Raw genomic sequence first — 21,393 nt, forward strand, 5'->3', positions numbered from 1 at the left:
AAATATATAATTAAATTAAATCTAAATAATAAAATGCTACTAGGCCCTGAAAATCGAATAAAGGTTTATTGTCGGAACGGTCTTTTTCACGCTCGCTTATATTATCGAAACTCTCCTGAAGTACCGACTCCGCTCACGAATTGTCTCGTCAGGACTCACCGACGAGAAATTGATTAAAGGATTATTTGCCAGCAAGGCAGATAACCGGTACAGCACATTGAAATGGGGACTCATCCTCTTATTCGCTGGTATCGGCCTTATTCTTTTGGAGTATATACCGTATGAATATAACTCGCCGCTTCCTTACGGTATCGAAGGCACCTTTATCGCACTTGGATTTCTAGTTTATTATTTCGTGGTAAATGGTAACCCCTCAGCCCGGCAACAGGAATAAGCCGGATAGTAAATAGACTGCCTAGATAGATTTTGATAGGAAGAATGTTATCTTTGTTAAGTAATAACTAGGAAACGTTATGAACAAAGAATCATTTTTTGTAAAAGGTGAAGAATTACTAAAAAAGATAAAAGACATCATTGCCGAAGGCAACGTCCGGAAAATCATCATATCTGACAAATCCGGCAAGGAAATCATGAGCTTCCCGATTACTGTCGGCGTGGTGGGCACATTACTGGCCCCCCTCTTTGCGGCTGTTGGCGCACTTGCGGCCCTTGTTGCCGAATGTTCCATCACGGTTGAACGTGATGAAGATACGGAAGGCTTATGAAACGGCTTTTCACTCCATTCGTTTTAATCGCGGCAATGGCCTGCAATAACACGCAACAATCCGCGCAAATGAATGATAGAACTACAGGCAGCATCGAACGGCTCGATCCAGCGCTGGACGCGATTATCGACAACAACGCTCAGGCCGAAATTATTGCAGAAGGTTTTGAATGGAGCGAAGGCCCACTATGGGTAGAAAGTGAACAAATGCTGTTGTTTTCAGATGTTCCCACAAATACAATTTATAAATGGTCGGAAGAAAATGGCGCGGAAGTTTATCTGCAGCCGAGCGGTTACACCGGAGTAGAACCTACCAATAGCAAAGAACCCGGCAGCAATGGCCTTGTATTAGACGGCGAAGGCAATCTCGTTCTGTGCCAACATGGCAACCGGCAGATGGCTACAATGGATGCAGCGCTACACAAACCAGAAGCGATCTTTGTTACCTTAGCAGGAAAATACAATGGCATGCGGTTCAACAGTCCGAATGACGCTGTATACAACAGTATGGGCGAGCTATTTTTCACGGACCCCCCCTATGGACTGCCTGCGCAAAACGATGACGATCCAGCCAAAGAAATCCCGTTCAATGGGGTATACAAAGTAAAGCCAAACGGGGAAGTCGTCTTACTGGCAGACGGTATTTCAAGACCCAATGGCATCGCATTTTTCCCTGACGAAGAAAAGCTGTTGATAGCAAGTTCGGATCCCAATGCGGCCAACTGGTACGTACTGGATGTCAGAGATACCTTGTCAACACCCACTTTATTTCACAGCGCGACCGAAACTCGCCAGGGGTTAAAAGGCCTGCCCGATGGGTTGAAGATCGACAAAAACGGTAATGTCTTCGCAAGTGGACCGGGTGGGATTTGGATATTTAACGATAACGGCACGGTATTAGGAAAAATCAGGTTAGATGAGGCCGCATCAAACGTAGCGTTGTCGGCAGATGAAAGGACTATCTACATAACGAATGATAGGTATGTGTTACGAGTAAAATTGAGATAAATGATAAGCTAGAAATAAAGCCCGGCAAACCTAAACTTCTTCCCCTTTGTCGTTGAAATAGACCAATCAGGTCCTGATGTGCTAATGGCGCTGTGAGGCTTCTCCATGTCAGAAATCCACTACAATATCTGATTATCAACCGGTTTAACCTTGGATAATTAGCACACGTTCCTACCTTTGCCGTCTGTTTATGAGACGGGAACAGGCTATATGGATCTGAGTATATTTATTGTTGACGATGACGAGATGCTAGGGAAGATACAAAAAACACTGGTAAAATCAGTGTGGCCACTTGATGAACCCATTGTATACTTTGACGGCTTCAGCGCACTTGAACATATCGAACGGGAAGCAGTTGCAGGTAAGAAGATATTAATTCTGCTGGATATCCACATGCCTCGTATCGATGGATGGGGCGTACTGGATTCCATTTGCACGAAACCCTATTGCAAAGATGTGTGGGTCATTGTGAATACCGCTTCGGAAGAGATAGCCGATGAAGCAAAATCCAAATTATACACTCAGGTTATTGCCTTCAACAAAAAGCCGCTGACAAAAGAAACGTTGCACAAGCTGATGGCGCAGGAACCTTTGGTCTTATTTTTTTAGAAATATCCTCTTGAATGCAAGCAAAACATATGGAATTGATATCAGCTTCGAAGAGCTTAAGTTACCCCTTTTTCACGACGTCCTAGTGCTCGCAAAAAACGCGGTTCAAGGCAAACTAGGGTTGGGACGATCATTGGATCTGCTCGCTCCGGGTGTATTCCAGTCAATAGACACGGAGGTGGAGAGTGAACGCATTGAGGCTGTGTTTATAAACCGAAAGCTGCTTACCAAAATTCCAGTTGAACACCTTATGCGCGTGTTGCAACGGCATGTCTTCGAATACGTAGGGGAAGGTGAACTTATACAAGTGGATATGAAGGTGCGGATTTCGATGCATAATATCAATGAATGAACCGGAGATACACCTGAACGATGAACATAACGACACTCATAACCAAGCAATATACGACACTCGATGCATATACAGGAGCACGTCTTGCAAAAGAATTGCTGCGGGTACAAGATGTGGTGGTGGTGGTGGAAAACAGCAAACCTATTGGGATTCTGACCGCGTCAGATCTTGCGATGAAATCGCACCAACTGGTCATCGACTGCTTGCGTGATCGACCCACAGCGAATTGTATGGACTCAATAGATACAGTGCTCAATTTGATGAAAATTACCGGAAACACGGTGCTTCCGGTCAGCAGCCAAGGTAGCTTTTGCGGCCTCATTAAGCAGTCCGACATTCTTTTTCACCTTCATGCCAACCATGAACAGCAAAAAATAGCGTTGCTGGCGGCTGCGCACGACCTACGCAGCCCCATAGCAGCAATAAACATGTTAGGAACGATATTGAAAGCCGACCCAGCGCTGAACAAACATCAATACCTAATCGACAAAATCAGTGAAACCTGCGACTATGCACAGATACTAATTCAAGATATCCTTACCACTGAACAAGCCCAAGAGGACGCTGTCATCCTAGCGGATGAGAATTTGGATGAACTGGTTGACACCTGCACGGCTTCCCTTTCCGACAAGTTTGAGGGAAAGCAACTTGTTTTGTCAAAGCAACTGCTTTCCAACAAAGTCGTCAAAGTAGACCGTCCCAAGCTAATGCGGGCCATCAGCAATATACTTTGGAACAGTATTAAGTTTACACACCCAGGTGGAACAATCAGTGTATCTACGGAGGAAAGCCCCGATGGCCAAGCATTGCTCGTGGTTCAGGACACTGGAATTGGCGTCCCAAAGGCAATGCAAGAAAAAATATTTGACAAATTCACAAAAGCAAAACGACCGGGAACATCCGGAGAACCGACAACCGGGTTGGGTCTTTACCTCACGAAGACAGTCATCGAATCACACGGGGGCACCATCGGCATGGAAAGCGACGGACAATCCGGTACTCGTTTTATTGTCTCCCTTCCCGCGGAAAACCACTCGGCAACCCAAGCGTGGGCGTAACAAAACTGTCCATCACCTTCATCACTTCAGAGCCCTCCCGAACACTACAAGGATTAGGGGCCTCACCCCTGAAATAAGCAACAGCCGCGGAAATCAAAGGTTGCTGCACATGAGCAAGCGATTCAAAAGGAAAATGCTGGATACCGAGTTTACTAGCCAACTCAATCGGTCGATTTCCGAAAACCGAAAAAGATATACGCCCTTCCGAGCCGACGATTTCACATACGTCCAAGTCTTCAGCGACGTTAAATGCCCATTGTCCATTGAATAACACATTGTTTTCAAATAAAATCTCTCCGGACACTACATCAACTGCTGCATATAACCCTGCCTGGTTGTGCGCAATGCCCTTGCTAAACGCAATATTTCCAAAAAAATAATACATTAAATCGATCTGATGCGGAGCTAGATCGTGAAACAACCCACCACCCGATTGCTCCGGATTTAACCGCCACTGCATGCGCGGAGACTGCATGGCCTCGACAGAAAGCGGTTGTTGGTAATACCGTAAGCTGGCAACCCTTGGAACGCCAATATGAAAATCGATAAGCTCTTTTACTTTTTTGAAATAAGGTTGCACTCTCCGGTAATGCGCAACCGTGAGTTTACCTTGATAGGCTTGCTGCAATTTCACCAGTTCGTTGGCTTCGGCGCCGTTCAACGTCATCGGCTTTTCAAGGTATACCGGCTTGCCCGCCCGCAGAGCTGCCGAGGCGTAAAATAAATGCGAATCCGGTGGCGTCGCTATGTAAATTGCATTGACGTCTGGGTCATCAATAAGTTGTTGCGCATCGGAATACCACTTGGATACCCCATGTCTTTCGGCGTAATCTTTCGCTTTGGCAGCATCCCGGCGCATAACAGCAACCAAATCGGAGTGCTCGATTTTCCGGAAGGCGGGACCGCTCTTTACCTCCGTTACATCGCCTGCGCCAATGATTCCCCATTTTATTTCCATATCTGAATTTATTTGTTTACCAGCTAAATGTTATCGATTGGTCTCCTGCATACAGCTTATACGCTCCCTGCCGGGTTACCCATTCATCCGACTCAGCATTCCACCGTTCAAACGGCTGCTTAGCGATCGGAATCTGAACGAAGATCGTTTTACCCTTGGGAACATAAACCCGTTGAAAGCCCACCAACCGTCGCAATAGGCCGCTGTCTTCCCATACTGAATGGGTTGCAAAACATTGCACCACCTCTTCCCCATCGTAATTCCCCACATTCGACACCTGAACTTCAACCAACAGACTGTCCGTACCGAGATTCTTAACTTTCAGATTTCGGTAGTTAAATTCGGTATAACTGAGCCCATAACCAAATGGGTAGCGCACATCTCCTTTAAAATATTGATAGCTTCTACCATGCGTAATGTTATAATCGTCCAAAGGAGGCAATTGCTTTTCATCCGAAAAAAAAGTTACAGGCGATTTACCGGAAGGGTTGGTTTCCCCGAATAAGATTTCAGCCAGCGCCTCGCTTTCACCCTGCCCTGCAATCCACACGTTGAGCAACGCCTTTACATGAGGAGCCAGTTCGCCGACTAAAAGCGGTGCACTGCTGCCAAACAGCAATATCGTATTCGGATTTACCTTGCCAACTGCTTTAACTAGTGCTGCTTGATGCGGTTGTACAGCAAGTGTTTCACGGTCCCTCCCTTCATAAGCCAGGTCGTCTCGAAGAAAAATAATTGCCACGTCGGATTGTGCGGCTACCCTTTCCGGTGTCATATTTACATTTCCCGAAGGCCATTTCCAAGTCATCTCAACATTGCCGTTCAAGCGTATGTTGCGTGCCTCGATACGGATTGGGCAAGGCGTCGATCGATCAAGTTCTGCGGTGATGGCGAGCGGTTGCTCGCCACTTTTCTGTTGATAAACCCTACTTCCGATTTTTACCGTTAGATCTGCATCTCCACGAAAAATCAAGGTAAAATCTCCGGAAACCGGTGCATGCAAATTTGTCTCCCACCTTACGGAAGCTTCCGTAAGGCGGCGGATTGCCAAATCGGCGTCGGCAGCTGAGCGGTAATCAACCTGATGATCATGACGGATGGTAACCGGATCGCCTTCCAAATTTCCATTGGCGAAATAATAGCCCGTCAATCCTAATTTTCCTTCATAGGCAAACGATTCACCCCGAATCATGTATTGGGAAGCGACCGGCTCCTCACGGCTCGACTCCGCCACCCACTGCCAATCTACCGTATCTCCATAACGCCGCTGTAACACTTCGTATAGCGTTTGATTACTATCCGGCAGACCACTGTAATCGCCGTAATATGTACGTTGGAAGTCATTGCCAATCAATGCTATTTTCATCTTCTTCCCAGCGTCAAGCGGCAAAATCTTATCTTTATTTTCCAATAGAACGATCGATTTTCGTGCAGCTTCCAAAGCTAGCTTGCGATGCGCTTCACTTTCAATTACCGACGCGGGGATATGGCTATAAGGCACAACCGAATCAGCATCAAACATTCCTAGCCGAAACCGCTGTTTCAATACCCTGAACAGCGCCCGTTCAATGTCTTTTTCGGTGATCATACCCGCAAGTAATGCTTTTTTTAACCCTTCGCGATACTCATCCCGCAGGGACATATCGCAGCCTGCCAACAACGCTTTGGCAGCACCTTCCTCCGGTGAGTCCGCGTAGTGATGATGCGTGTAAATCTTCTCAACAGCGGACCCATCAGACATCACAACACCATCAAATCCCCATTCGTCCCGTAGCACGTCTGTCAGCAGAAAGGGATTGGCGCAACACGGAATACCATTCAGCGCATTGTAGGCCCCCATTACGGAAGCTGCATTTCCCTCTTCCACACTCATCCGAAACGCGGGGAAATAATACTCCCGAAGCGATGTCTCATCCACGGCGGCCGACCCATCGTTGCGCCTATTTTCTTCGTTATTGGCCACGAAATGCTTAGGTGTTGCCAGAATCTTCAGGTAGTTAGGATCGTCGCCCTGAAGTCCCTTCACAAAGGCTGTACCCAGCGCTCCCGTAAGTAATGGATCTTCAGCAAAGCATTCGGATGTCCGACCCCAACGCGGGTCGCGTGCGATATTCAACGTCGGTGAAAAAAAGGTTAATCCTTCATATCGTTTGGTAAATCCCTGCTTCTTTAAGGCAGCGTGGTATTTTGCGCGCGCCTCGTCCGAAATGGCATCCGCTATCCGATGGATCAACCCGGTGTCCCACGTACTACCCAGCGCAATCGGCTTCGGAAAAACAGTGGCCTTTCCGTTGCGAGCCACTCCGTGCAGGGCCTCACTCCACCAATCGTAGGCCGGTATATTCAAACGATCTATAGCGGGGGCTTTGGCGCATAAAAACCCGATCTTTTCCTCAACCGTCAGTCTGTCGGCCAAGTCCACCACCCGGACATCCACGGGCAATCGGGCATCTCGAAAAGGATAAACAGGTTCCTGGGCGCTCGTTGTTTCGAGCCAAATTAATAAACTAAAAAAAACAATTAGTACGTTTCTCATTTCATCACTCCATTAAATTTTCATCCGAATAATTTGCTTTTGGCGGCAAGGGAGCTTGCATAAATTACCTATATCTTTTGTAAATGGAATTTATGCAGGTTCATTTGGCCCGTATCACAATAATCCTTTTTCTTCTAAACGCTGCCTGATTTCCCTATTTTTATTCCAAAATTTAGTTTCGATCTCATCGAATACCGCTTTGAAAGCCCCGTTATTCTTAAAGCGGGCCACCATGATGTCGTCCTTAAACAAGAGAATCCAATATTGGTAATTATCTTCTTTTGAAAATAAACGAAGGTGATCGATCATGCTCGGAACATTGCCTCGATATGCGGCATACATAGCCAGGTTCATATGCTTATAAATCGATTGATCGGTATCCGCAAAGGCCTTGAAACGAGCAAAACAACGTTCAGATTTTTCCTGATCACCCCGCCTGGACCAAAGTATCGCCATATCTAAATCAACCGTAGGAAAAAAATCTAAATGCTGCGCTTCACGCAACTTCAAGAACCGTTGGTAATAATGGAATGCAGCTTGGTCATTCCTCGTATGAAAATACAGCTTACCCAACTCCTGCAGGATATGCATCTGATTTGAGTCCTTGGCCAATTGGGTTTGCAACAGCTTTTCTGTCCTTGCAGGATCCCGGTATTTGGCATATACTACTACCGCTTGAACCCATTGCGCAAAAGAGTTGTCCGGATTGTAGGCCAACGATTGCTCAATGTAGGGTAGCGACTCGTCGATGAAACCAGTCTGGACTAACGCGTTACTCAAGTGCAGGTAGTTAAAACTAGTAGTGGCGCTGTCGTGTGCAGCTGGGTCTAACCGAATTCCCTGAAGGGCGTACTCCAGGTATTTGGCAGTATTGGGTACATAGCTATTGTAGAAATCGGAGAGGAAGTGGATGATCAACGCCGAATTGGGATTGTACTCCAAAGCTTTTTCCAAATACGGAATTGCTGACTCGTATGCTTTTTGGTTGACGTAATATAATCCTTTGGCAAACAAACATTCAGCCGAAGATGGGTCGTATAATAACGCCTTATCTGCGTATGTACCGATTGCCTCACTATATTGCCGTTGCACTTGAAAGACGTCCAGATAGTAGTAAGCAATTGCCGTAACGGCATAGGCCAATGCAAATTCATGGTCACGCCCAATCGCCTTATCAAGCAGCGAAACAGCTGTTTGCAGATTTTCGCGTCCTCCCTGCCGCATCAGTTCCGTCGCCTTCAAAAACAGGTCATAGGCTAACAGATCAGTGGTCGGTATCCGCTCGATCCGCTTTTGTTCTTCCCAGGTTACAATCGCGCGAACCTCGTTGGCGATATCCTTAGCAATTTCCTGTTGGAGCTGGAAAATGTCGGTCACCTCCCGTTCATACTGCCGGGCCCATAGGTGATTGTCTTTCCGCGCATCTATCAACTGGATATTAAGCAATATGCGGTTGCCGATTTTCTGACCGCTCCCTTCTACGACATAGCTGACGTGAAGTTCATCGGCCAATTCGGGCACAGACTTGGTCGAATGCCTATACTTCTCAGCGGAAGTTCGGCTGACTACCCGCAAATCCTTTATCTGCTGCAGGTGGTTTAACGTAGCCTCCATCAAACCATTGATCAAATATCGATTGGTCGAGTCACTGCTATCGTTTTTGAAAGGTAAGACCGCTAAAGATTTTTCAAGCGGCTCTGGTGATATCGGGCGGGTCGTCAAATAAACACCGATGCTAAGCACAAAAACTGTGGCCGTGGCAACTGCAGTTAAAAATCGGGGGCTGAAGCGCCGCTGCCCTGATACTCCTTTATATGCAAGTGGTTGGTCGATCCCCTTTCTCTTCCCCACTTCACCCGGTGGATAACCGTAGTACTCACGGAAACATTTGATGAAATAAGAAGTTCCACTAAATCCCACCTGATGGGCCACCTCCGAAACCGTCAAATCGCTGCTCCCCAATAGTTCCATGCCACGCTTCAATCGGATTTCTCGGATAAGCTGGCTCGCAGATTGGTTGGTGTTATGCTTAATTCTGCGAAGCAGGTTTGACCGACTCATATGCATCTTAGCCGCCAATTCGGATACACCGAAACGCTCATCTGACAGGTTTTCCATAACCGCAGCAGTTACCTTGGCAAGGAAATGACTTTCGATGGAAGAAGAATCGGACATGGTTTACTTTGCATTACATGAATGAACAAAGATAGCGGTTACAAGGGTACTTGCATCATAATTTATATGGATGCACCATAATTTTCATCTGTGTTATCAAACTTGACACATTTTTCAGCACAGCTGCTTTCCTAAAACCAAGGGGTGGCAGAACTTTGTTCCGTTCACCGATTAGTCAGTTATTGTATCATTTAAATTTGTTTATTATGCATATTCGACACATCTTACATCACGCTGCTAAATGGATCCCATTTGTTTGTTTCGCCATTACAACGGCCTGCACAGGCAACAACCATTCATCACAACAAAGCGCAGATATTCACACTGCGGCAGCCACTGGCAATGAAGTGGCACTTAGACAACACCTCGCCGCCGGCACGGACATCAATGCCAAGGATCCCTTCGGTGGATCAAGCCCGCTTATTACGGCAGCGGTATTCGGGCAACCCGAGATAGCCAAACTTCTTATTGATGCGGGTGCCGATCTCAACTTCCAGAATAATGACGGCTCTACGGCTCTTATCAGTGCCGCGTTCTTCGGTCGCCGTGAAATTGTCCAATTACTGCTGAATGCTGGGGCCGACAAGACCATCAAAAACAAATACGGTGCAACGGCATATGACTCTGTCACCGCTCCCTTTAATGAAGTAAAAGGCACCTACGATATGATGGGCAAAGCACTGGCACCCATGGGATTGAAGCTCGATTACACGCAGCTCGAAAAAGTGAGGCCGGAAATTGCAAATCTATTAAGGTAACTAAAATATAGAAAATACCATCAATATGTCCCTATCAGAAAGAAGGCATGACATCGATTGGATTCGGGTCATCGCCATTGGCCTACTCTTAGTGTACCATGTGGCCATCGGTTTCCAACCATGGGGTATTATGATTGGGTTCATCGGGAATGAACGCCCCTGGCAATCCCTTTGGGTGCCGATGACCCTACTGAATGTATGGCGAATTCCCTTGTTGTTTTTCGTATCTGGCATGGGTGTTTACTTCGCCTTACGCAATCGGACCTGGAGTCAACTCCTACAAGAACGCGCCAAAAGGATCTTGCTTCCATTTCTGTTTGGCATCGTGACTATCGTACCTATCCACATATATCTTTGGCAGTATCACTACCATGTTGATCTCAACTATACTCCCGGACCGGGCCATCTCTGGTTTTTGGGCAATCTGTTTAGCTATGTCGTCATCTTATTGCCTCTTTTTTTCTTTCTAAAACGGCAAGAAGGCAAACCGTTTGCCCATTGGGCAGCCAACTTGTTACGGACGCCGCTGGGCTTACTACCCGTATTTGCGCTGTTCGTCGCAGAGGTATTGATCCTCCATCCGATACCATTCGAGCTATATGCAATGACCTGGCATGGATTTTTTCTGGGGTTGCAGGCATTCTTCTTCGGTTTCTTTTTTGTGTGGTGTGGCCGTTCGTTTTGGAACATGTTACTTCGGTGGTGGTGGTTATTTCTGACAACCGCCATTGGTCTATTTATTTTCCGGCTGGTCTTTTTCCAACCGGTGGCACCTGCTTATTTGCTATCCACAGAGTCTAACTGTTGGATCTTGACAGTTTTTGCCTTAGGCTATCGGTACCTCAATCGTCCCAGCAAAGCGCTAAGTTACCTAAGTAAGGCCGCGTATCCGATTTATATCGTACACATGATCTTCCTATACTTGGGGTCGTTGCTTATCTTTCCACTTCGAGTTTCTGTACCTTTCCAGTTTATATTGGTCCTATTATTTACCATAGGAGGCTGCTTTTTAGTATACGAGTTGGTTATCCGGCGAATTAGATTCTTGAAACCCTTGTTTGGGTTAAATTGATTGGCATCAACCTGTTCGTATCAGCATTACTATATTTTTGAATCCTAATACTATTCTACCGTTCTAATAAAAACCTATTGCATCAATCACCTCAAAACAGTAAATTAGCATCACTAACTTTACTGACCCAAGGTATGAAAGCTGTAGAATACCGTTTACCCAAGGAGTTTGACAAATCCTTTATTGTATTTACCGAACAAGGCACTTATTTTCCCTGCCCTTGGCATTATCATCCGGAATATGAATTTGTCTTAGTGAATAGAAGCACGGGCAGACGGATGGTAGGCGATCACATCGGCCATTTTGACGAAGGAGATCTTGTTTTCATGGGCCCTGCACTGCCCCACGTATGGGTAAACGATGCCGCTTATGTACAGGGACAAGCCAAGCAGGAAGCCAGTGCGGTGGTTGTCCATTTTGTGGAAGACTTCTTGGGTGAAAATTTTCTCTGTCTGCCCGAAATGGAACCTTTGAAAAAAGTGCTCGACTTATCAAAACGTGGGTTGGTCATCAACGGCAGAACGAGGTTGCAAATCAATCGCTTGATGAATGGCATGATCGGTGAAAGTGGACTAAAGCGCCTGTCCTCGCTTTTTGCGATATTTGATATCCTCGCCCACAGTACCGACTACGAACCATTGGCCAGTCCCAACTACATGCAGCACACCAAAGGTTATTATTCAGATCGGTACAGCAAAATCACGGATTACATCCTACGCAATTTCCACCGCGAAATCACCTTAAACGAGGTGGCTTTCGAAGCCAGCATGGCCACCACCACCTTTTGCAATTTCTTTAAGGAACATTATCGGATGACTTTTGTGGAATACCTGAATACCATTCGCATTGGCCATGTATGCAAGTTGCTAGCCGATAGTGATGAAAACGTAGTAAACATTGCTTACGAGTGCGGTTTCAACAACCTGGCTAACTTCAACCGCCAGTTCAAGCGGTTGAAAGGGATGTCACCCAGTGAATACCGGAGGATGCTGGAGTTGAAGTCGGCATAATCGGAACAGCAAAAAAATAGTACCACCATTCCATAAGAATAAAGTAGCGATAGCTAGCTGTCCATAGTAACTTTGAGTAAATAAAAATCTGAAATGTCATGGACAGAGAGACAATTAAAGAAACATTCGAGCGCGATGGCTATGTGCTTATCCCCGGATTTTTAGACAAAAATGAAGTCGACGAAATCACGCAAAATTTCGAACGGGTGATTGAGCAGGTTACTCCTAATATGCCAACCGAAAAGGTTTTTTTCGAAGATAAAAATGATCCGTTAACCCTGAAGCAACTAATTGACATCCACCAGTACGACCCATTTTTCAATGATATCCTAAACAAAGGAAAATTTAAGGATATCGCGGCCTTTCTATTAGGTGATGAAGTCATCGGTAAAACACTTGAATACTTTAATAAGCCTCCACGGATTGGAAAGCCGACACCGCCTCACCAAGACGGCTACTATTTTATGTTAAAACCCTCAGTTGCCGTAACCATGTGGATGGCCCTTGAGCCCGCCGACGAGGAAAATGGATGCGTAAAGTATATCAAAGGGTCTCATTTAACAGGGATGCGCCCACACGGAAGAACAACAACGTTGGGTTTCTCTCAGCAAATCCTGGACTATGGATCTGACGACATAGCTAAAGAAATACCTATCCGGGCCCAGCCGGGCGATTTGCTTATTCATCATTCACTCACTATCCATACAGCAGGTGGAAATAACAGCACAGTACGGACACGAAAGGCATTGGGTTTAATCTACTTCGGTTTATCTGCAAAAGAGGATGTAGAAGCAAAAGCGGCTTATCAGAGAAAATTGCAGGAAGAACGAATGGAAAACGTTTAATGCGCCTATCCTTTTAAGTTTTCGCGCAGGAACCTCAGCCAGTTACCATGAAAAATCCCCTGAATGTCGGCCTCTGAGTAACCGCGAGCCGCCAATATGTCAATCAGCCTTTGCAGATCGCTGATGCTATCCAGATCGTATGGAGATTGTTCTTTTCCGTATCCACCGTCTAAATCACTACCAATCGCGATGTGACGGGTATTTCCTGCCAATTCGCAGATGTGGTCGAAATGATCGACTATACGTTCCAACCGGACACCAGCTGTCACCGGATCTGAAACCCCTCGCTCCCAATGATTGTGAAGCATCCACGCATCGAAAACACCGCCGATGACCGCATTCCGACGAATAAGCTCACGGATTTGGTCGTCAGTAAGCTGCCGTTGATGATTTACAAGCGCCCGGCAATTGTGATGGCTTGCCCAGACCGGGCCTTGAAAAATGTCGAGGGCCTGACGAAACCCCTCATCGGTAAGGTGAGTGATGTCTAAGATCATGTGCAACTGATCCATTTCGCGAAGTAACTCTTTCCCGGCTGCTTTAAGCGGTCCAGCAGTACCGGTTCCAGGTGCATATCGCCCGTCACCATAGTGCGCAGGCCCAATCGCCCGCAGGCCATAGGCATACGCCTTTTCTAAATAGGAGAGATCAACCAACGAATCAGCCCCTTCTAAACTAAGGATATACCCGATCGGTTTGTGTTCATTCGGTAGGGAATCTTCGCTCCACAACGCTATGTGCGCCTCAAGGGCCGCAGTATCTGTGATCTGTACCATTTCGCCTGTTTCTTCCATCGCCTTGTACCAAGCCAATTGACCTTGCGTTTGAGCCCAAGCCTGCTCGGGCGAATTCCAACCATTCAAGGAACTCCCAGGCGCTACGTACCGTGCAATCTGCGTGGCAACCACCAGTCCGATCTCCCCGCTTCTGAGGTCTGGAAGAGACACCGTCCCCTTTCTGCGATCAGGCTTATCAATAAGTCCTTCTTCACGTTGCCGGATCGCTTGTACCGGCTTTTTTAAATCCCTATTCCACTCAAGGGCATTCATTGCTAAATCCAAATGGGCATCGATCAGGAACATAATGGATTATTTTTTTTAGATTCCAATTTCTTTTTTACAACATCAACCGGATACTTCAATGCCAGCTCCCGTATTTCATAGCTAAAGGCGGCGAATGTTTCCTCCCACATCCGGGCTTCTTCCGGTGTATACGAATAAAAGCCCTTTCCATTAGCAATGCCTTTGCTCCCGGTCTCCATTCGCTCTTTCATCAGTTCTGGCACCTCCGTGTTGTTACTAAGCGTCGGAAACAACTCCTTCATGACGTTGCCATAGGCGTCAACACCGGTAAGGTCCATCCATCGGAATACACCCACTAAGGTCATCCAGTACCCTGGATTGTTGCGGCAGGCGCGGTCTACATCTTCGATGGTAGCATATCCATTTTCCACGAGAAAAAAAGCCTCTCTATACATCGCATACATCAGGCGGTTGGTGATAAATCCTCGGATATCTTTCCTGACCAGTGTTGGCTCCTTGCCCCATTCATGAGCCAATTCATAAAGGTCTTCACCTTTTGAAACATCGCTTTCCGCACCGCATATAATTTCCAAAAAACGGGTAGTATGCGACGGCTCAGCCCAATGTAATCCGAGAAAACGGTGGGGCACACGGGTTAGTTTTTGCAGGTCACTGATGGGTATGGCCGATGTATTGCTGGCCAGGATTGCGTCATCGGAAATGTATCGTTCTACTTTTTCATACACACTACGTTTAATGGCCTCATTTTCCAGCGTGCACTCGATGACCAACCGACAGCTCGCAAGGCAACTGTAATCTTCCGTAATGCTTAGGTTTTTTAGGTATACGTCAGCCCTTTCCTCACAAATACCTTCCCGATAGGAGCGTTCCAAATGCTTTCGGATCCGACCCGCCGCATGTTCCAGGTCTGATGGAATGGGAGCTACCGCCTTTACCCGGTGTCCCGCCATCAGCAGACAGGTACAGATGCTTGTGCCCATCAGTCCCAATCCAACGACCCCAACTTGGATTTCTTTCGTGTTCATATATTAGTAAAGTTTAGTATGTTGCTCGTCCACCAGACAAATCGAAGGTGAAGCCGGTGGTAAAGCTATTTTCCGGAGATACGATGTACATAGCTAAATTAGCAACTTCCTCCAAGGTACCACAACGTTTCATTGGAATCTTGTCTGTCATATAATTCACTTGTTCAGCTGGCATCCGATCCACCAAAGCCGTTCGGACAACTGCCGGAGCCAAGGCATTGACAGTAATGCCGGTTTCCGCATACTCTTTGCCCTGTACTTTCGTCATACCGATCACGGCGGCTTTAGATGCGGAATAGGCCAACATACCTGCGTTGCCTTCTTTCCCCGCGATGGAAGCGATGTGCAGGATGCGACCATAGTTACGTTTCAGCATCTGCGGAAGCACATGCTTAGCCATTAAAAAGCTGCCAAAAAAATTAACGTTGAATACATTATGAAGATCACTGGATTCAACTTGATGACTTTGGATGTTCGTTACTCCCGTAATGCCGGCACTGTTTATTAAAATATCAATCCGGCCATACTGATCAGTCACCTGCCTAATGACATTTTCGACGGCCGCTTCTACTGTAATATCCGCCAAAAACCAATTTACCCGGTTGGATTGATCGTCACCGTCAAGTCTTCCCTGTTGTTTATCTATCAATGCCAGACGAACACCTGCCGCAAGTAATTGCCGGGCAATGGCATTACCAATACCAGATGCAGCTCCGGTAATCACGGCTACTTGATTAGAAAATTGAGTCATATCGAACATAAACAAAGTTAGCCATCCATCCGTATGTTATGCTATCACTTTCTTATCAAAAGATAACACTATTTTCTATAGAGCCGCAGCCGTTTTGGGAGTCACCTCAATCTGTTTTCTATACTCAGTGGGCGTCATCCGTTTGACGGATCTAAACCTTTTGTTAAAATTCCCCAGGTTATTGAATCCACTGCGGTAAGCTACTTCCATTATATTCAGACTTGATTCCGCCAGCAGCTTACAAGCATATCCTATTCGGATCGTGTTGATATACTCTACAAACGTCATCCGGTAATGTTCCTTAAAAAAAATACAAAATGTCGCCACCGCCATACCGGCTACCGAAGCGATTTCTTTTAAGGTGATCTCCCGATCGAAGTTTCTCATGATGTGCTCCGTTACGCGGTCTATACGGTTCGAGTAGTCCAAACGAGTATGCTGAATGTATCCCGGACTGGACAGCATTTCGTAATCCGATGTCCGTACTAACGTATCAAATATGCTGAATAAAGTGGCTAGACGCTGAATACCGTTCATTTCAAGCATCTGCCCCATAAGCAGCGCAATTTTATCTCTTGCATTGCCATGGATGTGCAGACCGCGACTTGACAAGCCAAGCAGGTACCTTACCCGTTCCATCTCGGGTATCAACAGAAACTTATCCCCTAAAAAGTCAGGTTTAAATTGGATGACAATAGCGTTTGCTATTTGCCCAGCTCTGCCATTCATATACCGTGCATCGTTTACCCATACATGTGGCAGACAAGGCCCCATGAATACCAGGTCTCCCTTGTCAAAATAACCGATATGATCGCCCACCATACGTCTGCCGGTACTCTGGGTAACGAGCACCAGTTCATATTCCGGATGATAATGCCATTGGTAGGGGAAAAATTGTCCCCTTTCCTGGAAAACGATGAAAGATTTATCATAATCCTGGGGCAATCGTTGTTCGATAATCTTCATATTCCATCATTTAGGTAACACAATACTACTGTTTTCTTTCAAATCACCCATAATATTCATTAAATATAATCCATATCTTTGAGCATGATGACAAAATGGTTACCGCGCGACACGCCAAGTCTGGTGTTGACCCTCTGCCTATTGCTCGGGCACGCAGCTACCGCAACAAGCCAAACCTTGGTAGAACGACTTGGCTATCCCAAGGATGCCATCCTCCTCATCATCAATAACGATGATGCCGGGATGTGCCATGCGGCTAATACAGGAACCATCAAGGGCCTGCAAGACGGGCTGATCTCCTCGTCCACCATTATGTTTACCTGCCCTTGGGCTACAGAGATCGTGAACTTTGCAAGAACTCATCCGGACAAAGATTTTGGCGTGCACCTTACGCTGACATCCGAATGGAAGCATTACAAATGGGGGCCTGTTGCTCCGATCGACCGTGTCCGCTCATTGGTTGATAGCAATGGGCATTTCTGGAAAGAGGTACAGGAAGTTTACGAACACGGTAATGCCGGACAAGCGTATGAAGAAGGCAAAGCGCAGATTGAAAAGGCCTTGTCTTATGGGTTGCCCATTACGCATATCGACTCGCATATGGGAACTTTTCAATTGGATCCGGCTTATTTTGAACAATACGCACGTTTGGCCAAAACATTTAATTTACCACTGCGCATGGCTTCCCAAGCTACGTTAGAAAAATACGGTCAGGGCGAACTGCGCGAAAAATGCGCCCAATTGGGATTGGTGTTTCCTGATTATCTGATCTACGAAGAGTTGCAGAACTACGGAGAAGTGGAAGATTTTTGGGTGAGCATCATCGACAACCTGAAACCCGGCGTGACGGAATTGTTTCTGCATGCTTCTGAGCTGACTCCGGAGTTGGAAGCGATAACCGGAACAGCCCGCAAACGGTCGGACGAATTAAAAGCTTTTACCGAGAGCGGGAAAATCAGGGATGCCTTAGCCAGGAAAAACGTGCAGCTCATCAGCTATAGGCCCCTGTTGGAATTGCAACGGGCATCAACCCCCTAAGCATTCAATCCGCCGTCCATTAAAATATTCTCACCGTTAATATAGGCACCTGCTTCAGAAGCTAGCAGTACAACCAGCCCTTTGATGTCGTCGAGGTTAGCCATCCGGCCTAATGGAACCTTTTTGCAGTAGTTTTTCAGGAATTGCTCCGGTTGGTTATTGAACAGCCCTCCGGGGCTGATGCAATTGAAACGGACGTTTTTACCTACATGCATTTTGGCCATGTACCGTGTCAGATTAATCAAACCCGCATTATGGAAGAAATAGTCCGGAGGTAGATCACCCATATTCGTACCCTCGTAATTAGACAAATCAGGCCCCTTCATCCCCATCATCGAGGCGATGTTAATCACGCTACCCCCACCCGAGCGAGTAATCAGATCCGTCATTTCCCGTAGCAGGTGAAACATCCCTGTGGCATTGTCTCGCATGGATTGATCAAATTGTTCTAATGGAGCGCCGTACCCTTTCATCGGGCGCGACACAGCATTGTTCACAAACCCATCCAGCCTTCCAAATCTTTCTGTGATCTGCCGCTTCAATGCATCCACAGAATCAGGAACCGCCTGATCAACCACCATGCCATGCACGTCATAGCCAACCTGACGGAATGATTCGGCGGTATCCGCCGCACGCTGCCGATTACGGGACGTCGTGATCACGGTAGCATCGGCTTCAGCAAGCCCCTCCACCATGCACTTCCCATATTGACCCGAGCCTCCGGTAACCACAATAACTTTATTTTTTAAACTCAACAGTTCCTTTACGTTCATGGCAATTTCTTAGGATAGTGAAATACGTTTTCCGTTCTCTAAACGGCTTTCATTTGCCGCTAGGATTACGTTTATAAGCCGATAAGTGTCTTCAAAAGGCAGACGCGCTTTTCCTTCCTGTACGGATCGGACAAATTCGATGAGGTTATCGCGGAACATTGAATAGGAATTCCGGATATCTACCAGCTTCCAATTATTGGTTCCAAAAAAAGACAGTTGGAAGGTTCCTGAAATGGAGTTAAACAGATGAAGCATCACATCAGGGCCACGGACCGTTTGCACATGTACAATTTCCCGATCCAATGCACCGATATGTTGCACACTTAGCGGTTTCAAGTCTTCCATCACTGTAAATACGGCCTCTAGCAGGTGAATGCCATATTTCTTCCAGTCCTTTTTCCCTACGGCTGTAACCAATTCAATGTTGCCTAAGTTGGCCAGCTCCTGTTTGGCAACACGGCATTCATTGGCATAACGCATCGATGAGCATGACATGATGAATCGCCCTTTCCGGGCGTGGCCCGCAAACCATTCCAAGTCTTCGCGTGAATAGGCGAGGGGTTTATCGATAAAAATAGGAATCTTAGCTTCAATAAATGGCTTGGCCATCGCCACATGGTTTTCGGGATCATCCCGCCCCAAAATCACTGCGTCCACCTGACCCACCATCTCATCCAATTGCTCTACTACGGTCGTAATGCCCGATGATTGTGCAATGCTTTCTGAAACGATGCGTTTTTGGCACCACACATGGGTCACGGCTGCGTCCGGAATACCCAATGTGTCTCGGTTAGCTTCCAAATAAGCGGTCACCGCCGGGTACCCTAGCCGATTAATTTCCGCGCCGTCAAAACGTCCATTGATGATGGAGGACCAAGAATAGGGATGCGCATTCCCTTCACTCAATCCAATAATACCTATACGAATCATAACCAACCCTTTTTATCCCATTCTGTTAGATTCAAGAACGCCGGATCCGGATAGGCTAACGCCTGAGCTTCTTTCAGCAAATCCTCGTCCATATATACACCATTGACCGCGTCCAGCGCGTCTTCCAAATAATCCTGTTTATCAATCCCGACCAACACAGCGGATACCTCCGGATGAGCCAGTGCAAATTTTGTGGCCAATTGTGGCAAATGAGTAAACCCGGCACGCAACAGGCTTCGATATTTACCCAAGTGGGCCTCAACATCTTTGAGAGCCGGATGTAATTTAGACATCCGATCGCTCAGCATCCCCCTCATCAGCACGGATCGGACAATGAGGCCGATTCCTTCGCGGGCTGCATCCGTAAAGTATGTACCTTGGCTTTGATCCATCAGATTGAAGGGCAATTGTATGGCGTTCCACTCCTTGCACTGGATCGCACGCCTCGTTTCCTCGGTTTTATATACCGACACCCCGATGGCCCTAACCGTGCCTTCTTCGCGCAGTTTCGTGAATACCCGCAGCAAGTCTTCATTCGCTAGTAAGTTCTGGTCGGCATAATGAACCATATACAGGTCGATGTAATCGGTACCCAATGCCTGCAGGCTTTCCCTCAGGGAAGCACGCACCAGCTCATTAAGCCCGGCATACGAAGGAATTTTCCCTTCCGGGTCCCTAAGGTGCCGGCATTTTGTGGCCAGCACAACTTCCTGTCGTCTGCCGTAAAAAGCATTCCCCATGATGCGCTCACTTTCGCCATAGAGCCTCGCCGTATCAAAAAAGTTGATTCCGCAGTCTAGCGCGTTGTGCAACAATTTAATGGCATCCGCTTCGGTCAGCATATCCGCTTCACTTTTGACACCAATACCATACGGTAGACCGATTTCAACACCCCCAAAGGCGATTTCGGAAATCTGTATCCCCGTATTTCCCAACGCTCTTTTCTGCATTTCAGTTTATTTATTGTTCCAAATACGATTTGCCCTGCGTTCCTTTTTGTCCAAAAGCGCCAACGATATTCCGGCAGTAATCTTTCAGCCCGACCACGTCGGCACCCACACTCACGAAATGGTAACCCATTTCTGTCAAATCCTGCAGATTGGCCGCCGAACCGACGGTAGCGGCGTATTTGCCATGCCGGTTGGCCACTTCGGCGACACGCCTCCGCGTTTCCAATAACAGCGGATGGTCCCATTGCCCCGGGGCTCCGATGCCCTGACTGAAATCGCCGGGACCGAAGAACAACATATCGAATCCATCCAGTTGAGCGATTTCCTCCAATTCATTCAACGGCTCGGGATCCTCAATTTGCAACACAACGAAGCGTTCGCGATTGGCTGACATTAAATAGTCGCTGAAATCCAACGCTGTATATGCGCCATCGGCATTACCCCCATCAATCGGTCGTCGACCGACGGGATGGAAACGGGTCATATGGATGACCTTTTTAGCGTCTTCCACACCCATGATATGAGGCACTAGTATACCCGTCGCGTCCATTTCTAACGGCTTGACATAGTCACTATACGAACCACGTGGCACACGCACCATCAAGTCGGCATCGTGCGCCTTGGTTGCCCATACGTGGGAAGCAATGACCGACCAATCCTGGCCGATATGCTCTAAGTCTACCCATACGCAATCGAAACCGGCTATCGCGGCGATCTCGGAAACCTGTGCATCTTTCAGGTTAACTTTAAAGCAGCTGGCGATTTCTCCGGACCGCAATTTATTCAGCACCTTACTTGTTCTCATATATCGA

General features: G+C 46.9%; 22 protein-coding genes. 11 read left to right on the forward strand and 11 right to left on the reverse strand.

Annotation, left to right across the window (positions count from 1 at the left end):
• Positions 1–67: 67 nt before the first annotated feature.
• From BMZ56_RS07150 to BMZ56_RS07175, 6 genes are all read left to right on the forward strand, one after another.
• Positions 68–394: a DUF6249 domain-containing protein gene (locus BMZ56_RS07150; RefSeq protein ID WP_317048184.1), complete on the forward strand. Its 327-nt coding sequence runs from the start codon at positions 68–70 to the stop codon at positions 392–394.
• A gap of 79 nt (positions 395–473) precedes the next feature.
• Positions 474–725 (forward strand): DUF4342 domain-containing protein, encoded by a 252-nt coding sequence (locus BMZ56_RS07155; protein WP_090625895.1) that lies wholly within the window; start codon positions 474–476, stop codon positions 723–725.
• 68 nt (positions 726–793) lie between these two features.
• Positions 794–1,732, forward strand: a complete 939-nt coding sequence (locus BMZ56_RS07160) for an SMP-30/gluconolactonase/LRE family protein (protein WP_218146495.1) — start codon at positions 794–796, stop codon at positions 1,730–1,732.
• Positions 1,733–1,909: 177 nt separating this feature from the next.
• Positions 1,910–2,341, forward strand: coding sequence for a response regulator (locus BMZ56_RS07165; protein WP_143072868.1), 432 nt, complete (start codon positions 1,910–1,912; stop codon positions 2,339–2,341).
• A gap of 10 nt (positions 2,342–2,351) precedes the next feature.
• Entirely contained in the window at positions 2,352–2,693 is a 342-nt protein-coding gene (locus BMZ56_RS07170; RefSeq protein WP_090625898.1) for a hypothetical protein, read from the forward strand.
• 20 nt (positions 2,694–2,713) lie between these two features.
• Positions 2,714–3,751, forward strand: coding sequence for an ATP-binding protein (locus tag BMZ56_RS07175; protein ID WP_090625899.1), 1,038 nt, complete (start codon positions 2,714–2,716; stop codon positions 3,749–3,751).
• Here BMZ56_RS07175 and BMZ56_RS07180 read toward each other — a convergent pair.
• The 3 genes from BMZ56_RS07180 to BMZ56_RS07190 form a co-directional block, all read right to left on the reverse strand.
• Positions 3,699–4,709, reverse strand: coding sequence for a Gfo/Idh/MocA family protein (locus BMZ56_RS07180; RefSeq protein ID WP_090625900.1), 1,011 nt, complete (start codon positions 4,707–4,709; stop codon positions 3,699–3,701). The two genes, BMZ56_RS07175 and BMZ56_RS07180, sit on opposite strands and share 53 nt — an antisense overlap.
• 16 nt (positions 4,710–4,725) lie before the next feature.
• The gene (locus BMZ56_RS07185) at positions 4,726–7,245 is read right to left on the reverse strand and encodes a glycoside hydrolase family 3 protein (protein ID WP_090625901.1); all 2,520 of its coding nucleotides are present in this window, start codon (positions 7,243–7,245) and stop codon (positions 4,726–4,728) included.
• Between the two features lie 114 nt (positions 7,246–7,359).
• A complete protein-coding gene (locus tag BMZ56_RS07190) occupies positions 7,360–9,420 on the reverse strand; it encodes a helix-turn-helix domain-containing protein (RefSeq protein WP_090625902.1) in 2,061 nt (686 codons plus the stop codon).
• A gap of 206 nt (positions 9,421–9,626) precedes the next feature.
• Here BMZ56_RS07190 and BMZ56_RS07195 point away from each other — a divergent pair, with 206 nt between their 5' ends.
• The 4 genes from BMZ56_RS07195 to BMZ56_RS07210 all read left to right on the forward strand — a co-directional run bounded on the left by BMZ56_RS07195 (position 9,627) and on the right by BMZ56_RS07210 (position 13,105).
• Positions 9,627–10,178: an ankyrin repeat domain-containing protein gene (locus BMZ56_RS07195; protein WP_090625903.1), complete on the forward strand. Its 552-nt coding sequence runs from the start codon at positions 9,627–9,629 to the stop codon at positions 10,176–10,178.
• A gap of 25 nt (positions 10,179–10,203) precedes the next feature.
• Complete coding sequence (locus BMZ56_RS07200; RefSeq protein WP_090625904.1) at positions 10,204–11,250, forward strand: acyltransferase family protein; 1,047 nt, start codon at positions 10,204–10,206, stop codon at positions 11,248–11,250.
• Positions 11,251–11,384: 134 nt separating this feature from the next.
• Positions 11,385–12,260: an AraC family transcriptional regulator gene (locus BMZ56_RS07205; protein WP_090625905.1), complete on the forward strand. Its 876-nt coding sequence runs from the start codon at positions 11,385–11,387 to the stop codon at positions 12,258–12,260.
• Positions 12,261–12,358: 98 nt separating this feature from the next.
• Positions 12,359–13,105: a phytanoyl-CoA dioxygenase family protein gene (locus BMZ56_RS07210; RefSeq protein WP_090625906.1), complete on the forward strand. Its 747-nt coding sequence runs from the start codon at positions 12,359–12,361 to the stop codon at positions 13,103–13,105.
• Between the two features lie 5 nt (positions 13,106–13,110).
• Here the strand turns inward: BMZ56_RS07210 and BMZ56_RS07215 are convergent, their stop codons facing one another.
• The 4 genes from BMZ56_RS07215 to BMZ56_RS07230 all read right to left on the reverse strand — a co-directional run bounded on the left by BMZ56_RS07215 (position 13,111) and on the right by BMZ56_RS07230 (position 16,890).
• On the reverse strand, positions 13,111–14,187 hold the full coding sequence (locus BMZ56_RS07215) for a dipeptidase (protein WP_090625907.1): 1,077 nt from the start codon (positions 14,185–14,187) through the stop codon (positions 13,111–13,113).
• Positions 14,178–15,173 (reverse strand): 3-hydroxyacyl-CoA dehydrogenase family protein, encoded by a 996-nt coding sequence (locus tag BMZ56_RS07220; protein ID WP_090625908.1) that lies wholly within the window; start codon positions 15,171–15,173, stop codon positions 14,178–14,180. Before BMZ56_RS07220 ends, BMZ56_RS07215 begins: the two co-directional genes overlap by 10 nt.
• 13 nt (positions 15,174–15,186) lie before the next feature.
• The gene (locus BMZ56_RS07225) at positions 15,187–15,933 is read right to left on the reverse strand and encodes an SDR family NAD(P)-dependent oxidoreductase (protein WP_245893144.1); all 747 of its coding nucleotides are present in this window, start codon (positions 15,931–15,933) and stop codon (positions 15,187–15,189) included.
• Between the two features lie 66 nt (positions 15,934–15,999).
• Complete coding sequence (locus BMZ56_RS07230) at positions 16,000–16,890, reverse strand: AraC family transcriptional regulator (protein WP_090625909.1); 891 nt, start codon at positions 16,888–16,890, stop codon at positions 16,000–16,002.
• Between the two features lie 84 nt (positions 16,891–16,974).
• Between BMZ56_RS07230 and BMZ56_RS07235 the strand changes: the two genes are divergently transcribed.
• A complete protein-coding gene (locus BMZ56_RS07235) occupies positions 16,975–17,928 on the forward strand; it encodes a polysaccharide deacetylase family protein (RefSeq protein ID WP_090625910.1) in 954 nt (317 codons plus the stop codon).
• On the opposite strand, the gene BMZ56_RS07240 is transcribed toward BMZ56_RS07235, so the two are convergent.
• The 4 genes from BMZ56_RS07240 to BMZ56_RS07255 are packed head-to-tail and all read right to left on the reverse strand — an operon-like array spanning position 17,925 to position 21,386.
• The gene (locus BMZ56_RS07240) at positions 17,925–18,701 is read right to left on the reverse strand and encodes an SDR family oxidoreductase (RefSeq protein ID WP_090625911.1); all 777 of its coding nucleotides are present in this window, start codon (positions 18,699–18,701) and stop codon (positions 17,925–17,927) included. The two genes, BMZ56_RS07235 and BMZ56_RS07240, sit on opposite strands and share 4 nt — an antisense overlap.
• 9 nt (positions 18,702–18,710) lie before the next feature.
• Positions 18,711–19,631, reverse strand: a complete 921-nt coding sequence (locus BMZ56_RS07245) for a Gfo/Idh/MocA family oxidoreductase (RefSeq protein ID WP_090625912.1) — start codon at positions 19,629–19,631, stop codon at positions 18,711–18,713.
• Positions 19,628–20,581, reverse strand: coding sequence for an aldo/keto reductase (locus BMZ56_RS07250; protein ID WP_090625913.1), 954 nt, complete (start codon positions 20,579–20,581; stop codon positions 19,628–19,630). The genes BMZ56_RS07245 and BMZ56_RS07250 overlap by 4 nt, the downstream gene beginning before the upstream one ends.
• Positions 20,582–20,591: 10 nt before the next feature.
• Positions 20,592–21,386, reverse strand: coding sequence for an HpcH/HpaI aldolase family protein (locus tag BMZ56_RS07255; protein ID WP_090625914.1), 795 nt, complete (start codon positions 21,384–21,386; stop codon positions 20,592–20,594).
• Positions 21,387–21,393: the final 7 nt, after the last annotated feature.

The sequence above is a fragment of the Parapedobacter indicus genome (assembly GCF_900113765.1).
GTDB classification, from domain to species: Bacteria; Bacteroidota; Bacteroidia; order Sphingobacteriales; family Sphingobacteriaceae; genus Parapedobacter; species Parapedobacter indicus.

What these genes read in the sequence shown, in the direction of transcription:
- BMZ56_RS07155 (WP_090625895.1), top strand. Translation starts at nt 474, where the DNA reads ATGAACAAAGAATCATTTTTTGTAAAAGGTGAAGAATTACTAAAAAAG.
- BMZ56_RS07160 (WP_218146495.1), top strand. Translation starts at nt 794, where the DNA reads ATGAATGATAGAACTACAGGCAGCATCGAACGGCTCGATCCAGCGCTG.
- BMZ56_RS07175 (WP_090625899.1), top strand. Translation starts at nt 2,714, where the DNA reads ATGAACATAACGACACTCATAACCAAGCAATATACGACACTCGATGCA.
- BMZ56_RS07180 (WP_090625900.1), bottom strand. Translation starts at nt 4,709, where the DNA reads ATGGAAATAAAATGGGGAATCATTGGCGCAGGCGATGTAACGGAGGTA.
- BMZ56_RS07185 (WP_090625901.1), bottom strand. Translation starts at nt 7,245, where the DNA reads ATGAGAAACGTACTAATTGTTTTTTTTAGTTTATTAATTTGGCTCGAA.
- BMZ56_RS07190 (WP_090625902.1), bottom strand. Translation starts at nt 9,420, where the DNA reads ATGTCCGATTCTTCTTCCATCGAAAGTCATTTCCTTGCCAAGGTAACT.
- BMZ56_RS07195 (WP_090625903.1), top strand. Translation starts at nt 9,627, where the DNA reads ATGCATATTCGACACATCTTACATCACGCTGCTAAATGGATCCCATTT.
- BMZ56_RS07200 (WP_090625904.1), top strand. Translation starts at nt 10,204, where the DNA reads ATGTCCCTATCAGAAAGAAGGCATGACATCGATTGGATTCGGGTCATC.
- BMZ56_RS07205 (WP_090625905.1), top strand. Translation starts at nt 11,385, where the DNA reads ATGAAAGCTGTAGAATACCGTTTACCCAAGGAGTTTGACAAATCCTTT.
- BMZ56_RS07210 (WP_090625906.1), top strand. Translation starts at nt 12,359, where the DNA reads ATGGACAGAGAGACAATTAAAGAAACATTCGAGCGCGATGGCTATGTG.
- BMZ56_RS07215 (WP_090625907.1), bottom strand. Translation starts at nt 14,187, where the DNA reads ATGTTCCTGATCGATGCCCATTTGGATTTAGCAATGAATGCCCTTGAG.
- BMZ56_RS07220 (WP_090625908.1), bottom strand. Translation starts at nt 15,173, where the DNA reads ATGAACACGAAAGAAATCCAAGTTGGGGTCGTTGGATTGGGACTGATG.
- BMZ56_RS07225 (WP_245893144.1), bottom strand. Translation starts at nt 15,933, where the DNA reads ATGTTCGATATGACTCAATTTTCTAATCAAGTAGCCGTGATTACCGGA.
- BMZ56_RS07230 (WP_090625909.1), bottom strand. Translation starts at nt 16,890, where the DNA reads ATGAAGATTATCGAACAACGATTGCCCCAGGATTATGATAAATCTTTC.
- BMZ56_RS07235 (WP_090625910.1), top strand. Translation starts at nt 16,975, where the DNA reads ATGATGACAAAATGGTTACCGCGCGACACGCCAAGTCTGGTGTTGACC.
- BMZ56_RS07240 (WP_090625911.1), bottom strand. Translation starts at nt 18,701, where the DNA reads ATGAACGTAAAGGAACTGTTGAGTTTAAAAAATAAAGTTATTGTGGTT.
- BMZ56_RS07245 (WP_090625912.1), bottom strand. Translation starts at nt 19,631, where the DNA reads ATGATTCGTATAGGTATTATTGGATTGAGTGAAGGGAATGCGCATCCC.
- BMZ56_RS07250 (WP_090625913.1), bottom strand. Translation starts at nt 20,581, where the DNA reads ATGCAGAAAAGAGCGTTGGGAAATACGGGGATACAGATTTCCGAAATC.
- BMZ56_RS07255 (WP_090625914.1), bottom strand. Translation starts at nt 21,386, where the DNA reads ATGAGAACAAGTAAGGTGCTGAATAAATTGCGGTCCGGAGAAATCGCC.